This window comes from Gordonia pseudamarae, from assembly GCF_025273675.1.
Classification (GTDB): domain Bacteria; phylum Actinomycetota; class Actinomycetes; order Mycobacteriales; family Mycobacteriaceae; genus Gordonia; species Gordonia pseudamarae.
This window is the reverse complement of the sequence record NZ_CP045809.1, coordinates 2,056,681-2,076,020: the sequence shown is the minus strand read 5'-3', so window position 1 is coordinate 2,076,020 and position 19,340 is coordinate 2,056,681. Positions and strand designations below refer to the sequence as shown.

The window sequence follows — 19,340 nt, the reverse complement described above, 5'->3', positions numbered from 1 at the left end:
GTTGTCCAGTTCTCCTCGGGGTGTGCTGATCTCGTCGTCAGGGGTCGGGCGCGGCGGGCGGTGAGCAACCTCAGTCGGTGCTCACCAGCGTTCCGATGCGCTCACCCGCGACGGCACGTGCAATGTTGCCTTGTTCGAGCAGGTTGAACACCAGCATCGGCATTTTATTGTCCATGCAGAGGCTGAACGCGGTCGCATCGGCCACTTTGAGTTGCTTCTCCAGCGCCTCGCGATGGGTGATCTCGCGATAGAGCGTCGCGTCGGGGTCGACCCGCGGATCGGCGCTGTACACCCCGTCCACGGCCTTCGCCATCAGCACCACGTCGGCCTTGATCTCCAGCGCGCGCTGCGCGGCGGTGGTATCGGTGGAGAAGTACGGCATACCCATACCCGCGCCGAAGATCACCACGCGCCCCTTCTCCAGGTGCCGCTGCGCCCGCAACGGCAGGTACGGTTCGGCGACCTGTCCCATCGTGATCGCCGTCTGGACGCGGGTGGTGACGCCGCGCTTCTCCAGGAAGTCCTGCAACGCCAGACAGTTCATCACCGTGCCGAGCATGCCCATGTAGTCCGACCGCGCCCGGTCCAGACCGCGCTGCTGAAGCTCGGCGCCCCGGAAGAAGTTGCCGCCGCCGATCACCACGGCGACCTGCGCGCCGGTGGCCACCACGTCGGCGATCTGGTCGGCGACCGTGGCAACCACATCCGGGTCGAGTCCGACACCGCCGCCACCGAACATCTCGCCGCCGAGTTTGAGCAGGACCCGGGAAAAGCCCTTGCGCTCGGAGTGCTCGCCGCCGGTGCTGTCAGTCATCTGCATCCTCTGCTAGGTGTGGGTTGCCGCTGGTGTCGGGGTCCGGAGATCATCTTAGAGGGCCGAGACAGCGCGAGGGCCCCGCACCCATCACGAGAGATGGGTCCGGGGCCGTCACACTGGCCGGTGAGTCCGGTTCCGGAGCGGCTAGCTCTGGCCGACCTCGAAGCGGCTGAACGTCACGACGGAGGCTCCGGCCTCGTCGAGCACGGCCTTGACCGTCTTCTTCGAATCCTTCACATACGCCTGATCGACGAGGACGACGTCCTTGTAGAAGCCGGTGACCCGACCTTCGACGATCTTCGGCAGCGCCTGCTCGGGTTTGCCCTCGGCCTTGGCGGTCTCCTCGGCGATCCGGCGCTCGTTCTCCACGACGTCGGCGGGCACCTGGTCGCGGGTGGCGTAGCGGGCCTTGAGCGCGGCCACCTGCTGGGCGGCGTTGCGGGCGGCCTCCGCGGCCGCGTCGCCCTCACCGGTGTACGACACGAGCACACCGACGCCCGGAGGCAGATCCGAGGCACGCTTGTGCAGGTAGACCGCGACGGGGCCGTCGTAGTAGACGACGCGACGCAGTTCGAGCTTCTCGCCGATCTTGGCGGCGAGCGCCTGCACCACACCGTCGACGGTGCTGTCACCGAGGGGTGCTGCCTTCAGTGCCTCCACGTCGCTGGTCTTGGCGACCAGGGCGGCGTCGAGCACCTTGTCGGCGAGTTCCTGGAACTCGGCGTTCTTGGCGACGAAGTCGGTCTCCGAGTTGAGCTCGATCATCACGCCGTCCTTGGCGGCGACCAGGCCCTCGGCGGTGGACCGCTCGGCACGCTTGCCGACGTCCTTGGCGCCCTTGATGCGCAGTTCCTCGACGGCCTTGTCGAAGTCGCCGTCGTTGTTGGCCAGTGCGTTCTTGCAGGCCATCATGCCTGAGCCGGTGAGCTCGCGAAGCTTCTTCACGTCGGCCGCGGTGTAGTTCGCCATCGTTGGCGAGCCTCCTTCTAGGTCAATTCGTCGATGGTGGAGGTACCGGACCGGGATCACCCCGGTCCGGTCATCTCACTGGGCTGCGGGTGCCGCTTCACCTTCGGCGGGCGCGGTGGGCTGGCTCAACAGCTCCTGCTCCCACTCGGCAAGCGGTTCGCCGCCGCCGGCTTCCGGCTTGGCATCACCGGCAGCTTGGCCGGCGCGCGCCTGCACACCCTCGGCGACGGCCGAGGCGACCACGCGGGTCAGCAGGGCGGCGCTACGAATGGCATCGTCGTTGCCCGGAATCGGGTAGTCGACGAGGTCCGGGTCGCAGTTGGTGTCGAGGATGGCGATCACCGGGATGTTGAGCTTGCGGGCCTCGCCGACGGCGATGTGCTCCTTGTTGGTGTCGACGACCCAGATGGCCGACGGAACCTTGGCCATGTCGCGGATGCCGCCGAGCGTGCGCTCAAGCTTGTTCTTCTCACGCGTGAGCATGAGGATTTCCTTCTTGGTGCGACCCTCGAAGCCACCGGTCTGTTCCATGGCCTCGAGTTCCTTCATGCGCTGCAAGCGCTTGTGAACGGTCGAGAAGTTGGTGAGCATGCCACCGAGCCAACGCTGGTTGACGTAGGGCATGCCGACGCGGGTGGCCTCGGCGGCGATGGACTCCTGAGCCTGCTTCTTGGTGCCGACGAACAGGATGGTCCCGCCGTGGGCGACGGTCTCCTTCACAAACTCGTAGGCCTTGTCGATGAAGGTCAGGGTCTGCTGCAGGTCGATGATGTAGATGCCGTTGCGGTCGGTGAAGATGAACCGCTTCATCTTGGGGTTCCACCGGCGGGTCTGGTGCCCGAAGTGTGCGCCGCTGTCCAGCAGCTGCTTCATTGTCACGACAGCCATGTCGTCACTTCCTCTGTGTTGCAGTTGATTCCGATACCGGGCGGTATCGGCCTGGCGTCTGCGACCACGTGGACCCTGACCATGGCCAGGGACCGCCACGCGATACGGCTTCCCGGAGAGCGATCCGGGCGACGTGCAGACGCGCGAAGTCACCCCACCGACGGGGCGGTGAGATGCGGCACCGACTCTACGCCGGTTACCTGCGAGAACCAAAAGCGCTGTGCACATAGTGACCGTTCGGCGCATTGTCGCCGGCGACCTGCGCCGATGAGGGAACCATCGGGGCCCGGGATGCGTCCGATTCCCATGACGATCATCGGTACCCGCCCGCATTCCGCCGCGCCCGACCCCCGACACACCACGTCACGGGGTCGGCGTACCTCACCCGCCACCAGCACTTCCATCACCAGCGCACCCACCACAGCCGCGATCGTCACCGCGGTCGCGGTACTCCTGTCATGCGCCGGGCCCGTGGCCTGCCGCGCGTCCCCGGCGGGTGCGTCGACCGGCGGCGGGCACCGTGCGCCACTGCCGCCCACCCCTGTCGTCGTCACCGCCTTCAGCGTCGGCGAGCACCGCTGGTCCCCGGGGCATCGTGGGGTGGATCTGAGCGCCCGGGCCGGTACCGAGGTGATGGCCTCGGCCGCCGGAACCGTACGCCATGCCGGCGAGGTCGCCGGGCGTCCGGTGCTGTCGATCCTGCATCCGGACGGTCTCATCACCACCTACGAGCCGGTCCTGGCGACCGTGCGCCAAGGTCAGCGGGTGTCCCGGGGGCAGGTCATCGGCATCGTCGAACCGGGGCACCCGTCGTGCCCCACGATGACGTGCCTGCACTGGGGCGCACGGCTCGGCTCCGGGAACTCGGCCGCCTACCTCGATCCGCTCGGCCTGCTCGGGGCCGTGCGGGTGCGACTCAAGCCCGTCTGAGCCGGGGCCGCTCAGGCTCGGGGGTGCGCCTGGGCGGTGAATCCCCCACCTCGAGCCGGGGCCGCTCAGGCTCGGGGGTGCGCCTGGGTGTGCACCGCGCGCAGCCGCTCGACACTCACGTGGGTATATATCTGCGTGGTGGCGAGCGAGGCGTGCCCGAGCAACTCCTGCACGATGCGCAGGTCGGCACCGCCGTCGAGCAGGTGCGTGGCGGCACTGTGGCGCAACCCGTGCGGACCCAGCGCGGGCCCGCCGGCCCGCTCGACCGACCGATACACCACCGTGCGCGCCATCCGCTGATTGAGGCGGCCGCCCCTGACGCCGAGCAAGAGCGCGGTGCCCGAGGCAGCGACGGCGATCTCCGGACGACCCCTGGTCAGCCACGCGTCGAGGGCGTGCACGGCCGGCCCCCCGAACGGCACCATCCGTTCCTTGTTGCCCTTGCCCAGAACCCGCACGACACGGCGCCCGGTGTCGATGTCGCCGATGTCGAGGCCGCACAGCTCCCCGACCCGGATCCCGGTGGAGTACAGCAACTCGACGATGAGCCGGTCCCGCAGCGCTAGCGGGTCGTCGGCGACGGCCGGGCCCGCGCCTTCGCGTTCGGTGTCGACGTCCTGCCCGGCCCCGGCGGGCCGCCCGGTTCCGGCGGCCTCGATCATCCGTTCCGCCTGGCCGGCGTCGAGGACCTCGGGCAGCACCCGGTGCGCTTTCGGTGCGCGCAGACGCTGCGCCGGATCCACCGCGAGCAGCCCTTCGCGGGTGGCCCAGGCACACAGCCGCTTCGCCGACGACACCTGCCGGGCGATGCTCGTGCGCGCCGCTCCCGCGCGGGTCCGGTCTGCCAGCCAGCTGCGCAGCAGCGCCAGGTCGAGATCGGCGAACTCGACGCCGCGCACTCCGGCATAGCTCACGATCGCCCTCGCATCGCCGGTGTACGCGCGGACGGTGTGCTCGCTGAGTCCCAGTTCCAGACGCAGATGGTCGGCGAAGCCCGCCACGACGGGCAGGTTCTCCGCAGTGGATCGAGACCCTGCTGGGGGCAGAACACCGTCGGCGGTCACGTCACCATCAGACGGCGCATCGCCGCCGGATGCAACCCGCCACGCGGCCGGTCCGTCCGATCGTCAGCGTCGCGCCCTGCCGAGCGCCTCCTTCACCTTGCCGACGACGCCCGCCGCGGTCCCGCCCGACTCCTCGGCGGCGCGCTGGGACGCCTTCCACTCCCGGAAGCCCTCCTCGGTGCGGCCGCGGCGCCAGTATCCGGAGATCGAGGCATTGGCCGCACTCACACCCCGTTCCTTACGGATGTAGCCGCGCAGGTTCTGCATCACCGCACCGGCCTCGCCGTGGATGAACACCTGTGGCTCCCCGTCGAGCCAGGGCGCCGCCTTGACCGCCGCCACCAGCGGCGCGTTGGCGCCGGTGAGGTCATCGCCGACCTCGTCGGCGCCGGCACCGCGGTGAAGCCAGGTGATCGTGGCACCGGCCGGAGCCACCAGGTCGAGCTCGTCGGCGGCGGTGGCGACCTCGATGAATACCTGAGCGACGGCATCCTCGGGCAATGCCTCGAGCGCGGCCGCCACCGCGGGTAGTCCGGACTCGTCGCAGGCCAGCAGGTGCCAGGGAGCATCGCGGCGGGGCCGGTATCCGCTGCCGGGCCCCAGGAATCGGACGGTCTCACCGGGCTGCGCGGTACTCGCCCAAGCGCCGGCGACGCCTTCCTCGCCATGGACCACGAAGTCGATGACCAGTTCTTTGGCCTCGGCGTCGACCGCCCGGATCGTGTACGTACGGAGCACCGGTTGCTGTTCGGCCGGGAAAGTTTCCCGGATCTGTTCGATGTCGAAGGGCTCGGGGTAGCTCACCCCCGGTACCCCGAAGATCAATTTGACGTACATGTCGGTGTCGTGGGCACCGTCGGCGCCCGTCGCCGGGGTGAAGCCGTCGAATCCGGGGCCGCCGAGACGGAGCCGGACAAAGTGCGGTGAGAGGTGTTCGACGCCGGTGACCGCAAGGGTGGTGAGTGGTTTCGCCATGATTCTCCTTAGTGCTCGCACCAGCCTACCGGCGAACTTAGGCTCACCTAATCCAGACCCGGATCCCCATAAGAAACCAACGGAAATGGTACGTTTGCGATACTGAAGAATGGAGTGGCTTTCAGCTCCTCGTTCCCAGCCATCGGAATCGGCAACATGAGGTAAGCGGTGACGGATAACACACTAGCCAAACGCGCCAGGCTCAGCGTCTCCGACTGGATCAGTGCGTCGATGCGGCTGCTGGTCACCGAGGGACCCACCGCGCTCAAGATCTCGCGGCTCACCGATGCCCTCGGGGTCACCAAGGGCAGCTTCTACTGGCATTTCACCGACATCGCCGCACTCAAGACAGCGCTGGCCGAACACTGCGAGGCCCAGCAACGCTCGGCCGCGGACCATGTACGCGAGCTCGGCGCGATCCCGGCCGACGAACGCCTCGGCGCCATGGTCGACTACTTCAGCGAACCACACCGCTGGACCGCCGAGGCAGCGGTCCGGTCCTGGTCGCACACCGACAAATCACTGCGCACGGCCATCGCCGACCTCGATCGGCACCTCTACGAGGCCATCCACCAGACGATGCTCGACCTCGGATTCACCGGCGACGACGCGCGCACCCGCGCGTCGATGCTGCTCTACGCCGGCATCGGCTACCTGCATGCATCCGACGAATTCGGTACACCGGACGCCGACACCCTGCACCGCTTCGTGACGCTGGCCACCACCCGCTGATCGTCGAAGGCCGCCCAGCGGTCGCCTCAGGCCAGCCGCCAGCCACCACCGTCGCCACGAACAAGGCCCGCGACCTCCATCGCGGCCAGCGCCGAGCGGACCATACCGACCCCCACACCCGAGGCATAGGCGATCTCGTCGATCGTCGCCGCACCCCGGCCCGGGATCGCATCGTGCACCCGGCGCTGATCCTCCGACAAGCCGTCGGTATCGCGTTCGCACCCCCTGCCGGGATCACCTCCACCGTCCGGGCGGACCATCGACACCACAGTGTCGGTGTTGAACACGAGCTGCGCCAGATCGTCGGCGATCAGCCGGTGACAACCCACCGACGCCGCCGAGGTCACCGGCCCGGGAAAGGCGCCGACCGGACGGCCCAGTCCACGGGCCCATGCCGCGGTGTTCGCCGCACCCGAACGCCTGCCCGCCTCCACCACCACAACCGCCTCCGAGAGCGCCGCGACCAGCCGATTGCGGGTGATGAACCGGTGTTTGGCGGCGGTCGTGCCCGGCGGGTACTCGCTGACCAGCAAGCCCCGATCGGCGATCTCGGACAGCAACCGCGCATGCGCCGTCGGATACGCGCGGTCGATACCCGAGGCCAGGACCGCCGTGGTCCGGCCACCGGCCAGCAGGCTCGCGCGGTGCGCGGCGCCGTCGATACCGAACGCTCCCCCCGACATCACCGCCCACCCCCGATCGCACAGTTCCCCCGCCAGCCGGCCCGCCACACTCTCGCCGTAGGACGACGCCGCGCGCGCACCGACCACCGCCACCGACTCCGATGCCACCTCGTCGAGTCGGTGCGGCCCCCGCACCCAGAGCGCCAGCGGTTCGCCGTCCCGCGAACCGGTGCCCGACCGACCGAGCGCCAGCAACGGCCAGCCCGGCCACTCCTCGTCCTCGGGCGACACCAGTCGCGCACCCATCCGGCTCGCGGCCTCCAGATCCGCCGCCGCACGATCGGAGTCCGCCCTGGCCTCCGTGGCCGCGAGCACCGCCTCGTGGCCAGCGGGCACCAGCCGGCCCCGGATCGCCCCGGCGGCCTCTACCGCACCGAGTTCGGCCACCAGCCTCGCCACCGGCGCGCACGGCGGCTCGGCCACCCGCGCCAGATACGCCCACGCCCGCATCGCCTCGTCGGATCGCTCCGCCATCAGTGACTCCCCCTGTCCCTGTACAGCAATGCCTGTGCCACATCGTCTTCGGTCGGTGTGTCGGCACCTCGCAGGTCGCACATCGTCCATGCCAAACGCAGGGCACGATCGGCCCCACGGGCAGTGACCCGTCCGTCTCGCAGAAACAGCTCGACCGGCCGCATCGCCTCGGCGCGCAGCCGGAACCGCCGGCGCAGCACCGAACCGGGCACCTCGGAGTTGGTGAGCCAGCCGAATTCGCGCCAGCGTTCCACCGCCGCCGAGCGGGCCGCCACGACCCGCGCCCGCACCTGTGCGCTGGTCTCCTCCCCGGAGGTCATGAGCGCGGCCGGGCCCGGCGGGTCCATCCGCACCCGGATGTCGACGCGATCCATCAGCGGGCCCGACAATTTGCCCAGGTACCGCCGCCGCGCCACCGAACTGCACACGCAGTCGACATCGTGCGCAGGTGCGCACGGGCACGGGTTGGCGGCCAGCACCAGCTGAAAACGCGCCGGATAGCGGGCGATGCCGTCACGCCTGGGAACACTCACCTCACCCTCCTCCAGCGGCTGCCGCAGCGAGTCGAGCACCGTCGGTGACATCTCCGCGCATTCATCGAGGAACAGCACTCCGCGATGCGCCAGTGACGCGGCCCCCGGCCGGGCGAAACCCGTGCCGCCGCCCAGCAGTCCGGTGGCCGAGGTGCTGTGATGGGGAGCGATGAACGGTGGCTCGGCCACCAGCGGTTCACCCGGCGACAGCGCCCCGGCGATCGAGTGGATCGCCGTCACCTCCAGCGATTCCTCCCGCCGCAGCGGCGGCAGGATCCCCGGAATCCTTTTGGCCAGCATCGTCTTTCCTATACCCGGCGGCCCGGTCATCAGCACGTGGTGGGCTCCGGCCGCGGCGATCTCCAGGGCGTGGCGGGCCTCGCCCTGCCCGACGACATCGGCCAGGTCGTCCCGGTGTCCGCCTGTCTCCGCGGTATTGTCGGTCGGTGTTCGCGGTACCGCGTCGAGCACGCATTCACCGGCGAGCCAACTCACCACCTGCCCCAGCGAATCCGCCCCGCCGATCTCCAGCTCGGTCACCAGCAGCGCCTCGTCGACATTGCCGTATGGCACCACCGCCCGCTCGAAGCCGTGCCCGGCGGCGTGGATCAGGGCGGGCAGGATGCCCCGGACCGGGCGCACGCGCCCGTCGAGGGCCAGTTCACCCAGGACGATGGTGCGCGGCAGCCGGTGCGGTGACGCCTCGCCCGCCGACACCAGGATCGCGATCGCCATCGCCAGGTCGAAACCGGAGCCGGACTTGGGGATCTCGGCCGGCGACAACGCTACGGTCAGCCGTCCTTCGGGAAATTTAAAACCGGAATTGGTGATTGCCGACCGGATACGATCGCGTGCCTCGCGTACCGAGTTGTCCACCCCGCCGGTCACCGCGAAGGCCGGCAGACCCGACCCCACCGAAGCCTGCACCTCCAGCCCTTTGGCCTCAAAGGCGTTGAGCCCCACCGTGTACACGGTACCCAGCGCACGCACCCGGGAGCTCATGCGAACACCCCCACGTGGTGGCGCAGACCCGCGCGGGCCGTATCGGCGGGCTCGATCGGGTCGAGCCGGATGGCGATGACATCGAACCGGACGGTCGCGAACCAGCTGTCCTGCCCGGCCAGCCATATCGCGGTGGCACGCCGCATCTTCGCCAGCTTGTCCGGGGTGACCGCCTCGGCCGGATCAGGGTACATGCGGCCGGTGCGGGTCTTGACCTCCACCACCACCAACGCCGCGCCGTCCACCGCGACGATGTCGAGTTCGCCGTACCTGCAACGCCAATTGCGTTCCAGGACCGACCATCCGGCATCCGTCACATAGCCTGCGGCGATATCCTCGCCCAGCCTGCCGATTCTCGCCGGGCGATTCTCACGTCCCGCGGCACCCGCGCCGGGCCCACCACCCGATTCCCGTTCGCTCATGCGAACAACGATCCTGCCGGACGGGCATCCGTCGACCGGAAGAATCGCCGGAACCCCGATTTTGTGGACAACCCGGTCGGCGTCCCCAAATCCGGCAGGCGCTACGCGCGGATATCACCTCACGGTTGGTCGGGCAGACGCAGCTCGGGCTTCTCCAACTCCTCGATGTTGACGTCCTTGAACGTGATCACCCGGACCTGCTTGACGAATCGCGCCGGCCGGTACATGTCCCACACCCAGGCGTCACTCATCCGCAATTCGAAGTACACCTCTCCGTCGGTGTTGCGGGGCGCCAGTTCGACGGCATTGGCCAGGTAGAAGCGTCGCTCGGTCTCGACCACATACGTGAACTGCCCGACGATGTCCTTGTACTCGCGGTACAGGGAGAGTTCCATCTCGGTTTCGTACTTCTCGAGATCCTCCGCGCTCATCCGGTAAGCGTATCGCGATCGGCCGTCTCGGGAGTGGCCGGTCTCCCGCCCCGCTCACCTCCGACGCCCCGGCCGCCCGCGCGGGCCGCCACATTGCGGTAGGACATGCGGTGCTCACGGCACGGCCCGAGATCGTCGATGCGGCTCATGTGGAGGGCGGTGCTGTACCCCTTGTGGACGGCGAAGTCGTAGCCGGGCAGGTCGCTGTCGAGGCCGACCATGATGCGGTCCCGGGTGACCTTGGCGATCACACTGGCCGCGGCGATGCACGCGGCCGTCGCATCGCCCCCGATGACGGGCAGGCTGGGCGCGGTCAGACCCGGCACACCGAAGCCGTCGGACAGCACATAGCCGGGTGGGGTGGACAATCCGGCGACCGCGCGCCGCATCCCCTCGATGTTGGCCACGTGGATGCCGATCCGGTCGATCTCGGCGGCGCCGATGATCACCGCGTGCCAGGCCAGCGCGTTGCGGGTGACCGCACGGTACAGCCGTTCCCGGGTCGCCTCGGTGAGCTTCTTGGAGTCATCGAGATCGGCGAGCGAGGTAGCCTGCACCGGTTTGAGGATGGTGGCGGCCACCACCAGCGGCCCGGCGCATGCCCCGCGACCGGCCTCGTCAACGCCGGCGACCGGCCCCAGACCGCTGGTGTGCAGGGCGAATTCCAGGGTGCGCAGGTTCGCGGCCCGACGCACCGGCCGACGCGGCGGCCACCGATCACCGACGGGCATGTGCGCGCCTACTTCTGCGGGTTGACCGCGTCGACACCACCGATCCGGGAGAACGGATAGATGATGAACCGCACCTTGCCGCGAATATCGCTTACCGGCACCGTGCCCTGAAGCTCATCGGTGATGTGGTACCTCGAATCGGCCGAGTTGAGGCGATTGTCGCCCATGACCCACACATTGCCCTCGGGCACCTTGATCGGGCCGAAATCCTGGCCGTAGCAGCTGTTGGGCGTGCTGTCGGCGTTGGTAAAGTCCGAATCCCCCAGTCCGGCGACGCTGTCGGCCTGCAACTGCTTGTCGATGTACGGTTCGGTCAGTGGCTTCCCGTCGACGGTGACGCCTTTGCCGTCGGAGTTCTTGCAGGCCACCGTCTGACCGCCGGTCGCGATCACCCGCTTGACCAGATTATTCTCGTCGGGCGGGGCGAACCCGAACCACGAGAGCCCGTCCTGGATGGCGTTGATCACCGAGTTCGACGAACGCGGCGACTGCCATCCGCCGTCCCACGATTCGGTGGGCGCCTTGAACACGACGACGTCGCCGGGCTTCGGGTCGCCGAACCGGTACGCGATCTTGTCGATCACGATGCGGTCGTTGGTGCAGCCCGAACAGCCGTGCAATGTCTGCTCCATCGACTCCGACGGGATCACGTACTGTCTGCCGATGAAGGTCTGCAACAGCCAGGTCACCACCAGCACGCAGCCGACGATGATGACGACCTCACGTAGGATCGAGGACTTTTTCGGCTCGTCCTCGGGGTCGTCACCCTTGAGCCGCCACGGCCTGTCCGTCTCGGGGGTCTGTGCCGTAACCGGCGCCGGTCCCCCATGTCCGGCCGTCTCGGCCCGACCGTTGCCGGCGTCGACTTCGTCGGCCCGATTCTGATCGTCGTGCTGCCCGTCGGCGTCGGCGCCGGATCCCTGGTCCTGTGTATCGGCCACCCCGCCAGAGTAGACGACGCAAAAGCCCCGGCCGCACACTGTGCGGCCGGGGCCCGAAACAGGAGGTAATCCGGCTCAGATCAGCGCTTTTCCTTGATCTTGGCTGCCTTGCCGCGCAGGTCGCGCAAGTAGTACAGCTTGGCGCGACGCACATCGCCACGGGTCAGCACATCGATCTTGGCGATGTTGGGGCTGTGCACCGGGAAAGTGCGCTCCACGCCGACACCGAAGGACACCTTGCGGACGGTGAAGGTCTCGCGGACGCCACCGCCCTGACGGCGGATCACGACACCCTTGAAGACCTGGATCCGCTCCTTGGCACCTTCGATGACCTTGACGTGAACGTCGAGGGTATCGCCGGGTGCGAATTCGGGGATGTCGTCACGAAGTGACTGCTTGTCGAGGAAGTCGAGGGAATTCATGGTGTGGTCCGTTCTGGAATGTGTCGGCGAACAGAGGAACCTGGCGGCCCGTCACCCGGCACACATCGCATCCGGATGGGGGTTCGACCGGTTCATGCTCCGAGTCGTTGGTACCCGCGGCAGCGCCGACCGGTAAGCCGATCAGGCACAACGGTGCGCAGGCAACCTGAATATTGTGCCAGACACCACCGGCCGAAACGAAATCGCCGACCGGACCTCAGCCGTCCACCTCATCGGTGTCCGGCGCGCCGTGGGACACCGCCTCATAATCGCCCACCGGATACGACGGCGCGATCAACCGCACACCCAGCTCGTCCAGCCGCGAACCGACATGAGCGGGCACCGGATGTGCCGAGGCCACCACCAGCGGACGGGCACCGATCGCGGCCAGGTGGTCGGTCACCGCGAACTCCGATCCGCGCGCCGACCCGGCCACCTGCTCGCCGGCACCCACGCTCACCCCGGCCCGCAGGTACGCGATCGGGTCACTCGTACCGACGACCTCGATCATCTCCCCGGACGGGGCACACCCCACCCCCACCGACATCCGCACCCACGTCGCGGGCTCCGGCGGCAACGATGCCTGCAGTTCCCGGACCCGCTCGGCGAGCCCGGCCTCGTCGACGGCCACCGGTCCGTCCAGGCCCCGAGGGGAGGCTCCCGCCATCGCCGCCGCGACCGGCGCGGCCGCGAGCATCGCCGGCATCGCTGCCCCCGACAGCAACGGCGCGTGCGCGGCGGGGTCCTGCCCATTCACCGGCTGATCCTCGTGTGCGGCGCGACCATCGGCGGTCAACCGGTGCCCGGACCCCGGATCCAGGTTGGTGGCGCGTTCCACCGCATCCTCGCCCACGGCACCGAACGCCACCGTCGCGGCTCCCGCCGCGGCCACCAGCGCCGTCGGATGCCCGACCAGCGATGCCACCTCGGCGCGCACCAGGTCGCGCTCGGCGATGGCCGACGTCAGCGACAGACGGTTCCGGATGTCCACCACCTCGTCGGCGTAGCGGTCCAACACACCCGCCAGGGCCTCGAGCCGGGACACCACATCGGCGACCGCACCCTCATGCGGGCCGACGATGACGCGGACCGCGGTGTCGGTCCCCTCGCGCAGACCACCCACCCCGGTGCGGGCGTGCGCGCGGGAAAACGCGGCGCCCGCCGCCTCCGTCCGCGCCGCGATCGTCTCCAGCCTGCGCGAACATGCCTTCAGCATGGCCACGTCGGCGGACGGATCGTTCTCCCGCAACAGGGCGTCGACGACGGAACGCGGCGAGCTCACAGCGACAGTCCCCCATCACGGGCCCCGGTCCCGCGGGTGCCGAGCAGGTGAGCGGCCGACGCGTCGGCCGCGCGCAGCCGGTCCCCGGCCGCATCCACGGACTCGATGTGCTCACGCATCAGCGACTCCACCCCGCCGAGCGCGTCAAGGGCGATCCGGGCCGACTCGGCGAACCTGGGCCGAAGCACATCGGCGGCCGGATCCACCCCGAACGCGACACCGGCCTCGGCGACCACGGCCCGCAGATCCGTGGCGATCTCGGGTAGCTCACCGACCACGGCCGTCAACGTCCGCACAAGCTCGACGAGATCATCGAGGTCCACATGAACGCGGGCGCTCACCTGCGCACCACGTCCACCAGGCCGCCATCCACCAGATCGCCGTAGTCGGGAGAGTTGACCTGTTCGGCATCCACGATCGACATGGACACCTGGTCGCGGGTGGCGCGCAACTTCTCATCGGCCGCCGACACCAACGAGGTGATCAGCTTCGCCAGAGTGCCGGCATCGCGCGTGCGCAACGCCTCCGGATCGATCGTCAGATCCACCAGCAGTCCACGGGCATTGACCGTCACCGACACGTCGCCCTCCGCACTCGCCGCCTCGGCGGTCAGCCCGGCGAGCACGGCCCGGATACGGTCGAGTTCGGCGTGCTGACGGTCCAATTCCGCATGCATCCGGGCCCAGCAGTCCAGTGTCTGTCCGGCCGTCGATGCCCCCGCGTCCGCGCCCGAATGTCCCGTCGCTTCGCTCGCGCCCGAATACCCCGTCGCTTCGCTCGCCCCTGCAACACGCTGATGGTGTACCACGCACGTCCCCCTCCACTTACCGGGCGGAGGCGGTGCGGGCCGGTCATGGCGGTTTCCACCTCACGTGAGGTCGATCGTAGCCCCGGCCCCCTACCCGGTCGACCGGTTGATTCACAGACGCGTATCACCCGGCGTCGGGCGAAGGCCGATCCAGCAGATCCGGGCGGCGCTGCCGGGTGCGTTCCAGGGACTGTTCGTGGCGCCAGGCGGCCACCTTGCCGTGGTCACCCGACAACAGGACAGGCGGCACCGGCAGCTCGCGCCACACCTCCGGACGGGTGTAGCTGGGCCCCTCCAACAGGCCGTCGGAAAATGAATCCTCTTGGTGCGAACGAGGATTGCCCAGCACGCCGGGAATGAGCCGGACCGTTGCCTCGACCATCGCCAGTACCGCCACCTCACCGCCGATGAGGACGAAGTCGCCGATCGAGACCTCTTCGACGCGCATCCGGCGCGCCGCATCGTCGAACACCCGCTGATCGATGCCCTCATATCGTCCGCAGGCGAACACCAGGTGGGATTCGGCGGACCAGCGTGCGGCGGTCTGCTGCGTGAAAGGCACGCCCGCGGGGGTGGGCACCACCAGCAACGCGTCGTCGGGGCACACCGCATCCAGACACGGACCCCACACATCGGGTTTCATGACCATCCCCGGCCCACCGCCGTAGGGCGAGTCGTCGACGCTGCGGTGCACGTCGTGGGTCCAGTCGCGCAGGTCGTGCACGCCGATCTCGACCTGTCCCCGGTCGATGGCCTTGCCCAGCAGGGCAACCCGAAGCGGGGCAAGGTATTCGGGAAAGATCGAGACGATGTCCAGGCGCATCGCCGGTCCGGCGACCTCCGGCTGCCCGGTCACTGGTCGAACAGACCGTCGGGCGGATCGATCACCACACCGCCGTCGCGGGTGACCTCGGGCACGATCTCACGCACAAACGGGACCAGCAGCTCGCGCCCGTCCGCCGTGGTGACGGCGAGAATGTCGTTGGCGGGCAGATGCAGCACCGACGACACCACGCCCACGGACTCGCCCGCGACCGTCGTGACGGTCAGACCTTCGAGTTCGTGATCGTAGAATTCGTCCGGGTCGTCGCCCGAATCGACATCGGCGGCGTCGATGACGAACAGCGTTCCGCGCAGCGCGTCGGCGGCGGAGCGGTCGTCGACCTCGGCGAGAGACAGCAACAGCCGCCCGGAATGATTCCGGGCGGCCGTTACCGTGAACGGACGTTCCCCACCTCCGCGCGGCGCCTGACCGCGCAGGACCTCGCCCCGCGCGAATCGGGTGCCGGGATCATCGGTGCGCACCTCGACGACGAGTTCGCCGCGGATACCGTGCGCCTTGACCACTCGGCCGATGACCAGATCCATCTGCGCGTAGCTGCCTGTACCGGTGCTCAGCGGTCGGTGTCGACGATGTCGACACGGATTCCGCGGCCACCGATACCGGCGACGAGGGTGCGCAGCGCGGTGGCCGTGCGGCCGTTACGGCCGATGACCTTGCCGAGATCCTCCGGGTTGACCTGCACCTCGACCAGACGGCCGCGGCGGCCGGTCACCAGGTCGACACGCACGTCATCGGGGTTGGCGACGATTCCGCGAACGAGATGTTCGACCGCGTCGGCGACGACAGCACTCACGCGCCGGCCTCGGGAGCAGCCTCGTCGGCGTCCTTCTTGGCGGCCTTCTTCTTCGGCGTGGTGGCCTCGGCGACGGGCGCGCTGTCGGCGGCGGCGAGGGCGGCGTTGAACAGGTCAAGCTTGGACGGCTTGGGAGCGGCGGTCTTCAGGGTGCCCTCGGCGCCCGGCAGGCCCTTGAACTTCTGCCAGTCGCCGGTGACCTTGAGGATGGCCTGAACCGGATCGGTGGGCTGTGCACCCACGCCGAGCCAGTACTGCGCCCGCTCCGAGTCGACCTCGATCAGGCTGGGCTCTTCCTTCGGGTGGTACTTGCCGATGGTCTCGATGACACGACCGTCACGACGGGTACGCGCGTCGGCGACGACGATGCGGTACTGCGGGTTGCGGATCTTGCCGAGACGGGTGAGCTTGATTTTGACAGCCATGTGTCTTCCTTGCTGGTCACTGCGCAATTCGGCGACTCGCCCGAAGTGGTGAGCCCGGTTTTGCGATCTGATTCGGTGTGACCGTCGGTCGGCCGTGGCCGGGTCCGACGAACCGACGCATCATTCTGCCAGACCCACCACCGAGATCAGAAATCCCGACTGCTGCGAGATATCGATTTTTGCACGTTGCGCCGACGCGTATGCGTTCTTGGCATATTCCGCACGCCGCCCCGGGCTGAGCACTTTCCCAGCAGGTCCGGCTATCGGGGACACACGAGAGCCGGGTTCGGATGTGGTTGCCTACCCCGCGAAAGGCATCCATATCCGAACCCAGCTGCAACCTGAAAGCTACATTACTATCGAGTAGCCCCCAACCCTGCTGCAACGTTTGTGCCCTATATCACACAATGCCGGGCATGGAACCACCACCCGATGTCACACACGGTCACCTGATGCGCACGCCGGAGCACATGATGGCCGCGGGCGCTCGCACTGCGGCGACGTGTTCGCGCGGATCATCGGCCACGACCAGGAAGTCGGCGCGTTCGCCCTCCCCCAGCGCGTCGGCACCCAGCCACGCGCGGGCATCGGTACTGGCGGCGGCCAGCGCTTCCATCGGACGCCAGCCCAGGGCCGCGAGCGCCTCGATCTCATCGACGATCCGCCCGTGCGTGATGAAGCCGCCGGCGTCGGTACCGGTGAACATCCGCACCCCGGCCTCCCGTGCGGCGGCGAAGACGTCGCCGGCACCTGCGTGCAGCGCGCGCATGTTGGCCTGATAGACCGGGTACCGGTCGGCGCCGTCGGCGATCCCGGGAAAATTCTCCACCTGAATCACCGTGGGCACCAGCGCTATCGACCTCTCGACCAGTTGGTCGATCAGGTCACCGGTCAGCCCGGTGCCGTGTTCGATGCAGTCGAATCCGGCGCCGATGATGTCACCGAGCGCGTCGGTGCCGAACACATGCGCGGTGATCCGGGCGCCCGCCTCGTGCCCGGCGGTCACCGCCGCCTCCAGGGTGGACCGGTCCCACAGCGGAGCGAGGTCGCCGGTCTCGCGGTCGATCCAGTCGCCGACGATCTTGACCCAGCCGTCGCCGGCCGCGGCCTGCCGGGCCACCTCGGCGGGCAGTTCGTCCGGGGCCACCAGATCGACGCCGTACCCGCGCAGATACCTCTTGGGTCGGGCGATGTGCCTGCCCGACCGGATGAATCGCGGGCACAGCGGATCATCGTCGAGCGGATGGGTGTCCAACGGTGACCCGACCTCGCGGATCAGCAGGGCGCCCGCCCGCGCGTCGGCATAGGCGGCCTGCCGGGCCTGCTCGATGGTGACCCCGAGCCCGGGGGCGATCCCGACGTGGTTATGCGCGTCGACCAGTCCCGGGATGATCCACCCGCCGTCGATCGCGGTCTCGGCCGACGCCACCGGTTCGTAGGTGATCCGTCCGTCGACCACCCACAGCTCCAACGACTGCTCGGTGAACGGATCGGTACCTCGAAATCGCAACGCGCCCTTGGTCATCGAAACCCCCGTACGAACTGCGGCCGAGCCGTCTAGTTGCCGCGCTTCCTCGGCTGCTGGAACTGCGAGATGTCGATGCCCTCCAGTCCCGGCGGGAGCTCGTTGAGACCGGCCGGCATGTCGGACAGATCCGGGAAACCGGCGGGCATGCCGCCCATGCCGGGCATCCCGGGGAAGCCTCCGCGCACCTTCGGCGGAGTCGGTCCGCGCCCCTTGCCCTTCTTGCCTTTGCCCTTGCCCTTGCGGGCGTTGCGCCGCCCGGCCGGGCCGAAGCCCATCCGCCCGGACATCTGCGCCATCATCTTGCGTGCCTCGAAGAACCGGTCGACGAGCTGGTTGACCTCGCTCACCGTCACACCCGAACCGTTGGCGATCCGCAACCGGCGGGAGGCGTTGATGATCTTCGGGTTCTCCCGTTCGGCCGGTGTCATGCCGCGGATGATGGCCTGCACCCGGTCGAGCTGCTTGTCGTCGACCTGGGCCAGCGCGTCCTTCATCTGCCCGGCACCGGGCAGCATCCCGAGAATATTGCCGATGGGGCCCATCTTCCGGATCATCAGCATCTGCTCGAGGAAGTCTTCCAGGGTCAGCTCGCCCTGGGTGATCTTGGCGGCGGCCTCCTCGGCCTGCTGCTGATCCCAATGCTGTTCGGCCTGCTCGATGAGGCTGAGCACATCGCCCATCCCCAAGATCCGGCTGGCCATCCGGTCGGGATGGAAGACGTCGAAGTCTTCCAGCTTCTCGCCGGAGGAGGCGAACATGATGGGCCGACCGGTCACCTGACGCACCGACAGCGCCGCACCACCGCGGGCGTCGCCGTCGAGTTTGGTGAGCACCACGCCGGTGAAGCCCACACCGGCCTGGAATGACTCGGCGGTGGAGACCGCGTCCTGACCGATCATCGCGTCGACGACGAACAGTACTTCGTCGGGGTTGGTGGCCTCGCGGATGTCGGCGGCCTGCCGCATCAGTTCCTCGTCGATGCCGAGGCGTCCGGCGGTGTCGATCACGACCACGTCGTAGTGCTGCGCCACGGCCTCGTCGATACCGGCCCTGGCCACCGCCACCGGGTCACCCGAGCTCACGCCGAGCGGCACCCACCCGTTCTCGGCGGGCAGGTTCTCGCCGCCGATCCCGGTCCCCGGGTGCGGCGCGAACACCGGCACACCGGCCCGCTCGCCGACGATCTGCAGCTGCGAGACCGCCCCGGGTCGCTGCAGGTCACAGGCCACCAGCAGCGGGGTGTGGCCCTGCTGCTTGAGCCAGTTGCCGAGCTTGCCGGCCAGCGTCGTCTTACCGGCACCCTGCAGACCGGCGAGCATAATGATCGTCGGCGGCTTCTTGGCGAACTGCACCCGCCGCGTCTCGCCGCCAAGGATCTCGATGAGTTCCTCGTTGACGATCTTGACGACCTGCTGGGCCGGGTTGAGCGCGCCCGACACCTCGGCGCCCTTGGCGCGCTGTTTGATGCCGGCGATGAATCCGCGCACCACCGGCAGCGAGACGTCGGCCTCCAGCAGCGCCAGGCGGATCTCGCGGGCGGTTCTGTCGATATCGGCATCGGACAGCTTGCCCTTGCCGCGCAGATCCTTCAGGGCACCGGTCAACCGGTCGGAGAGGGAATCGAACATTCCTCTAGTGTTCCATGT

23 protein-coding genes are annotated in these 19,340 nt (G+C 68.6%); 2 read left to right on the top strand and 21 right to left on the bottom strand.

Features of this window, described 5'->3' with window-relative positions; translation table 11 throughout:
* Positions 1-70: 70 nt before the first annotated feature.
* The 3 genes from pyrH to rpsB form a co-directional block, all read right to left on the bottom strand.
* Positions 71-814, bottom strand: coding sequence for a UMP kinase (gene pyrH, locus GII31_RS09165; RefSeq protein WP_213248851.1), 744 nt, complete (start codon positions 812-814; stop codon positions 71-73).
* A gap of 147 nt (positions 815-961) precedes the next feature.
* Entirely contained in the window at positions 962-1,786 is an 825-nt protein-coding gene (gene tsf / locus GII31_RS09160; protein ID WP_213248849.1) for a translation elongation factor Ts, read from the bottom strand.
* A 75-nt stretch (positions 1,787-1,861) separates the two neighbouring features.
* Complete coding sequence (gene rpsB / locus GII31_RS09155; protein ID WP_213248847.1) at positions 1,862-2,674, bottom strand: 30S ribosomal protein S2; 813 nt, start codon at positions 2,672-2,674, stop codon at positions 1,862-1,864.
* A gap of 306 nt (positions 2,675-2,980) precedes the next feature.
* On the opposite strand from rpsB, the gene GII31_RS09150 reads away from it, so the two are divergent.
* Positions 2,981-3,604 carry a M23 family metallopeptidase gene (locus tag GII31_RS09150; protein WP_213248845.1) on the top strand — a complete coding sequence of 208 codons (624 nt, stop codon included), beginning with the start codon at positions 2,981-2,983 and terminating at the stop codon, positions 3,602-3,604.
* A gap of 65 nt (positions 3,605-3,669) precedes the next feature.
* Here the strand turns inward: GII31_RS09150 and GII31_RS09145 are convergent, their stop codons facing one another.
* Both GII31_RS09145 and GII31_RS09140 read right to left on the bottom strand, forming a co-directional pair.
* Entirely contained in the window at positions 3,670-4,650 is a 981-nt protein-coding gene (locus GII31_RS09145) for a tyrosine recombinase XerC (RefSeq protein WP_213250086.1), read from the bottom strand.
* Positions 4,651-4,731: 81 nt separating this feature from the next.
* Complete coding sequence (locus tag GII31_RS09140) at positions 4,732-5,643, bottom strand: siderophore-interacting protein (protein WP_260840394.1); 912 nt, start codon at positions 5,641-5,643, stop codon at positions 4,732-4,734.
* A gap of 168 nt (positions 5,644-5,811) precedes the next feature.
* Between GII31_RS09140 and GII31_RS09135 the strand changes: the two genes are divergently transcribed.
* Positions 5,812-6,375: a TetR/AcrR family transcriptional regulator gene (locus tag GII31_RS09135; RefSeq protein ID WP_213248841.1), complete on the top strand. Its 564-nt coding sequence runs from the start codon at positions 5,812-5,814 to the stop codon at positions 6,373-6,375.
* 26 nt (positions 6,376-6,401) lie between these two features.
* Here the strand turns inward: GII31_RS09135 and dprA are convergent, their stop codons facing one another.
* The 16 genes from dprA to ffh all read right to left on the bottom strand — a co-directional run bounded on the left by dprA (position 6,402) and on the right by ffh (position 19,322).
* Complete coding sequence (gene dprA / locus GII31_RS09130; RefSeq protein WP_213248839.1) at positions 6,402-7,532, bottom strand: DNA-processing protein DprA; 1,131 nt, start codon at positions 7,530-7,532, stop codon at positions 6,402-6,404.
* Positions 7,532-9,067, bottom strand: a complete 1,536-nt coding sequence (locus GII31_RS09125) for a YifB family Mg chelatase-like AAA ATPase (protein WP_213248837.1) — start codon at positions 9,065-9,067, stop codon at positions 7,532-7,534. The genes dprA and GII31_RS09125 overlap by 1 nt, the downstream gene beginning before the upstream one ends.
* Entirely contained in the window at positions 9,064-9,489 is a 426-nt protein-coding gene (locus GII31_RS09120) for a YraN family protein (RefSeq protein WP_213248835.1), read from the bottom strand. Before GII31_RS09120 ends, GII31_RS09125 begins: the two co-directional genes overlap by 4 nt.
* Positions 9,490-9,608: 119 nt before the next feature.
* Positions 9,609-9,920, bottom strand: coding sequence for a DUF2469 domain-containing protein (locus GII31_RS09115; protein ID WP_213248833.1), 312 nt, complete (start codon positions 9,918-9,920; stop codon positions 9,609-9,611).
* A complete protein-coding gene (locus GII31_RS09110) occupies positions 9,917-10,651 on the bottom strand; it encodes a ribonuclease HII (RefSeq protein ID WP_246222180.1) in 735 nt (244 codons plus the stop codon). The genes GII31_RS09115 and GII31_RS09110 overlap by 4 nt, the downstream gene beginning before the upstream one ends.
* A gap of 8 nt (positions 10,652-10,659) precedes the next feature.
* Positions 10,660-11,592: a signal peptidase I gene (gene lepB, locus GII31_RS09105; protein WP_213248830.1), complete on the bottom strand. Its 933-nt coding sequence runs from the start codon at positions 11,590-11,592 to the stop codon at positions 10,660-10,662.
* Positions 11,593-11,672: 80 nt separating this feature from the next.
* The gene (rplS, locus tag GII31_RS09100; RefSeq protein WP_213248828.1) at positions 11,673-12,014 is read right to left on the bottom strand and encodes a 50S ribosomal protein L19; all 342 of its coding nucleotides are present in this window, start codon (positions 12,012-12,014) and stop codon (positions 11,673-11,675) included.
* A gap of 217 nt (positions 12,015-12,231) precedes the next feature.
* Positions 12,232-13,296, bottom strand: a complete 1,065-nt coding sequence (locus GII31_RS09095; RefSeq protein ID WP_213248826.1) for a hypothetical protein — start codon at positions 13,294-13,296, stop codon at positions 12,232-12,234.
* The gene (locus GII31_RS09090) at positions 13,293-13,637 is read right to left on the bottom strand and encodes a hypothetical protein (RefSeq protein ID WP_213248824.1); all 345 of its coding nucleotides are present in this window, start codon (positions 13,635-13,637) and stop codon (positions 13,293-13,295) included. The genes GII31_RS09095 and GII31_RS09090 overlap by 4 nt, the downstream gene beginning before the upstream one ends.
* On the bottom strand, positions 13,634-13,972 hold the full coding sequence (locus GII31_RS09085; RefSeq protein ID WP_213250084.1) for a YbaB/EbfC family nucleoid-associated protein: 339 nt from the start codon (positions 13,970-13,972) through the stop codon (positions 13,634-13,636). The genes GII31_RS09090 and GII31_RS09085 overlap by 4 nt, the downstream gene beginning before the upstream one ends.
* Before the next feature lie 256 nt (positions 13,973-14,228).
* Positions 14,229-14,927, bottom strand: coding sequence for a tRNA (guanosine(37)-N1)-methyltransferase TrmD (gene trmD / locus GII31_RS09080; RefSeq protein WP_213250082.1), 699 nt, complete (start codon positions 14,925-14,927; stop codon positions 14,229-14,231).
* Positions 14,928-14,956: 29 nt separating this feature from the next.
* Positions 14,957-15,472, bottom strand: a complete 516-nt coding sequence (gene rimM, locus GII31_RS09075) for a ribosome maturation factor RimM (protein WP_213248822.1) — start codon at positions 15,470-15,472, stop codon at positions 14,957-14,959.
* 26 nt (positions 15,473-15,498) lie between these two features.
* The gene (locus GII31_RS09070; protein WP_213248820.1) at positions 15,499-15,741 is read right to left on the bottom strand and encodes an RNA-binding protein; all 243 of its coding nucleotides are present in this window, start codon (positions 15,739-15,741) and stop codon (positions 15,499-15,501) included.
* Positions 15,738-16,166, bottom strand: coding sequence for a 30S ribosomal protein S16 (gene rpsP / locus GII31_RS09065; RefSeq protein WP_213248818.1), 429 nt, complete (start codon positions 16,164-16,166; stop codon positions 15,738-15,740). Before rpsP ends, GII31_RS09070 begins: the two co-directional genes overlap by 4 nt.
* A 445-nt stretch (positions 16,167-16,611) precedes the next feature.
* Positions 16,612-17,691 (bottom strand): amidohydrolase family protein, encoded by a 1,080-nt coding sequence (locus GII31_RS09060; RefSeq protein WP_213248815.1) that lies wholly within the window; start codon positions 17,689-17,691, stop codon positions 16,612-16,614.
* A gap of 32 nt (positions 17,692-17,723) precedes the next feature.
* A complete protein-coding gene (gene ffh / locus GII31_RS09055) occupies positions 17,724-19,322 on the bottom strand; it encodes a signal recognition particle protein (protein ID WP_260840393.1) in 1,599 nt (532 codons plus the stop codon).
* Between the last annotated feature and the right edge of the window lie 18 nt (positions 19,323-19,340).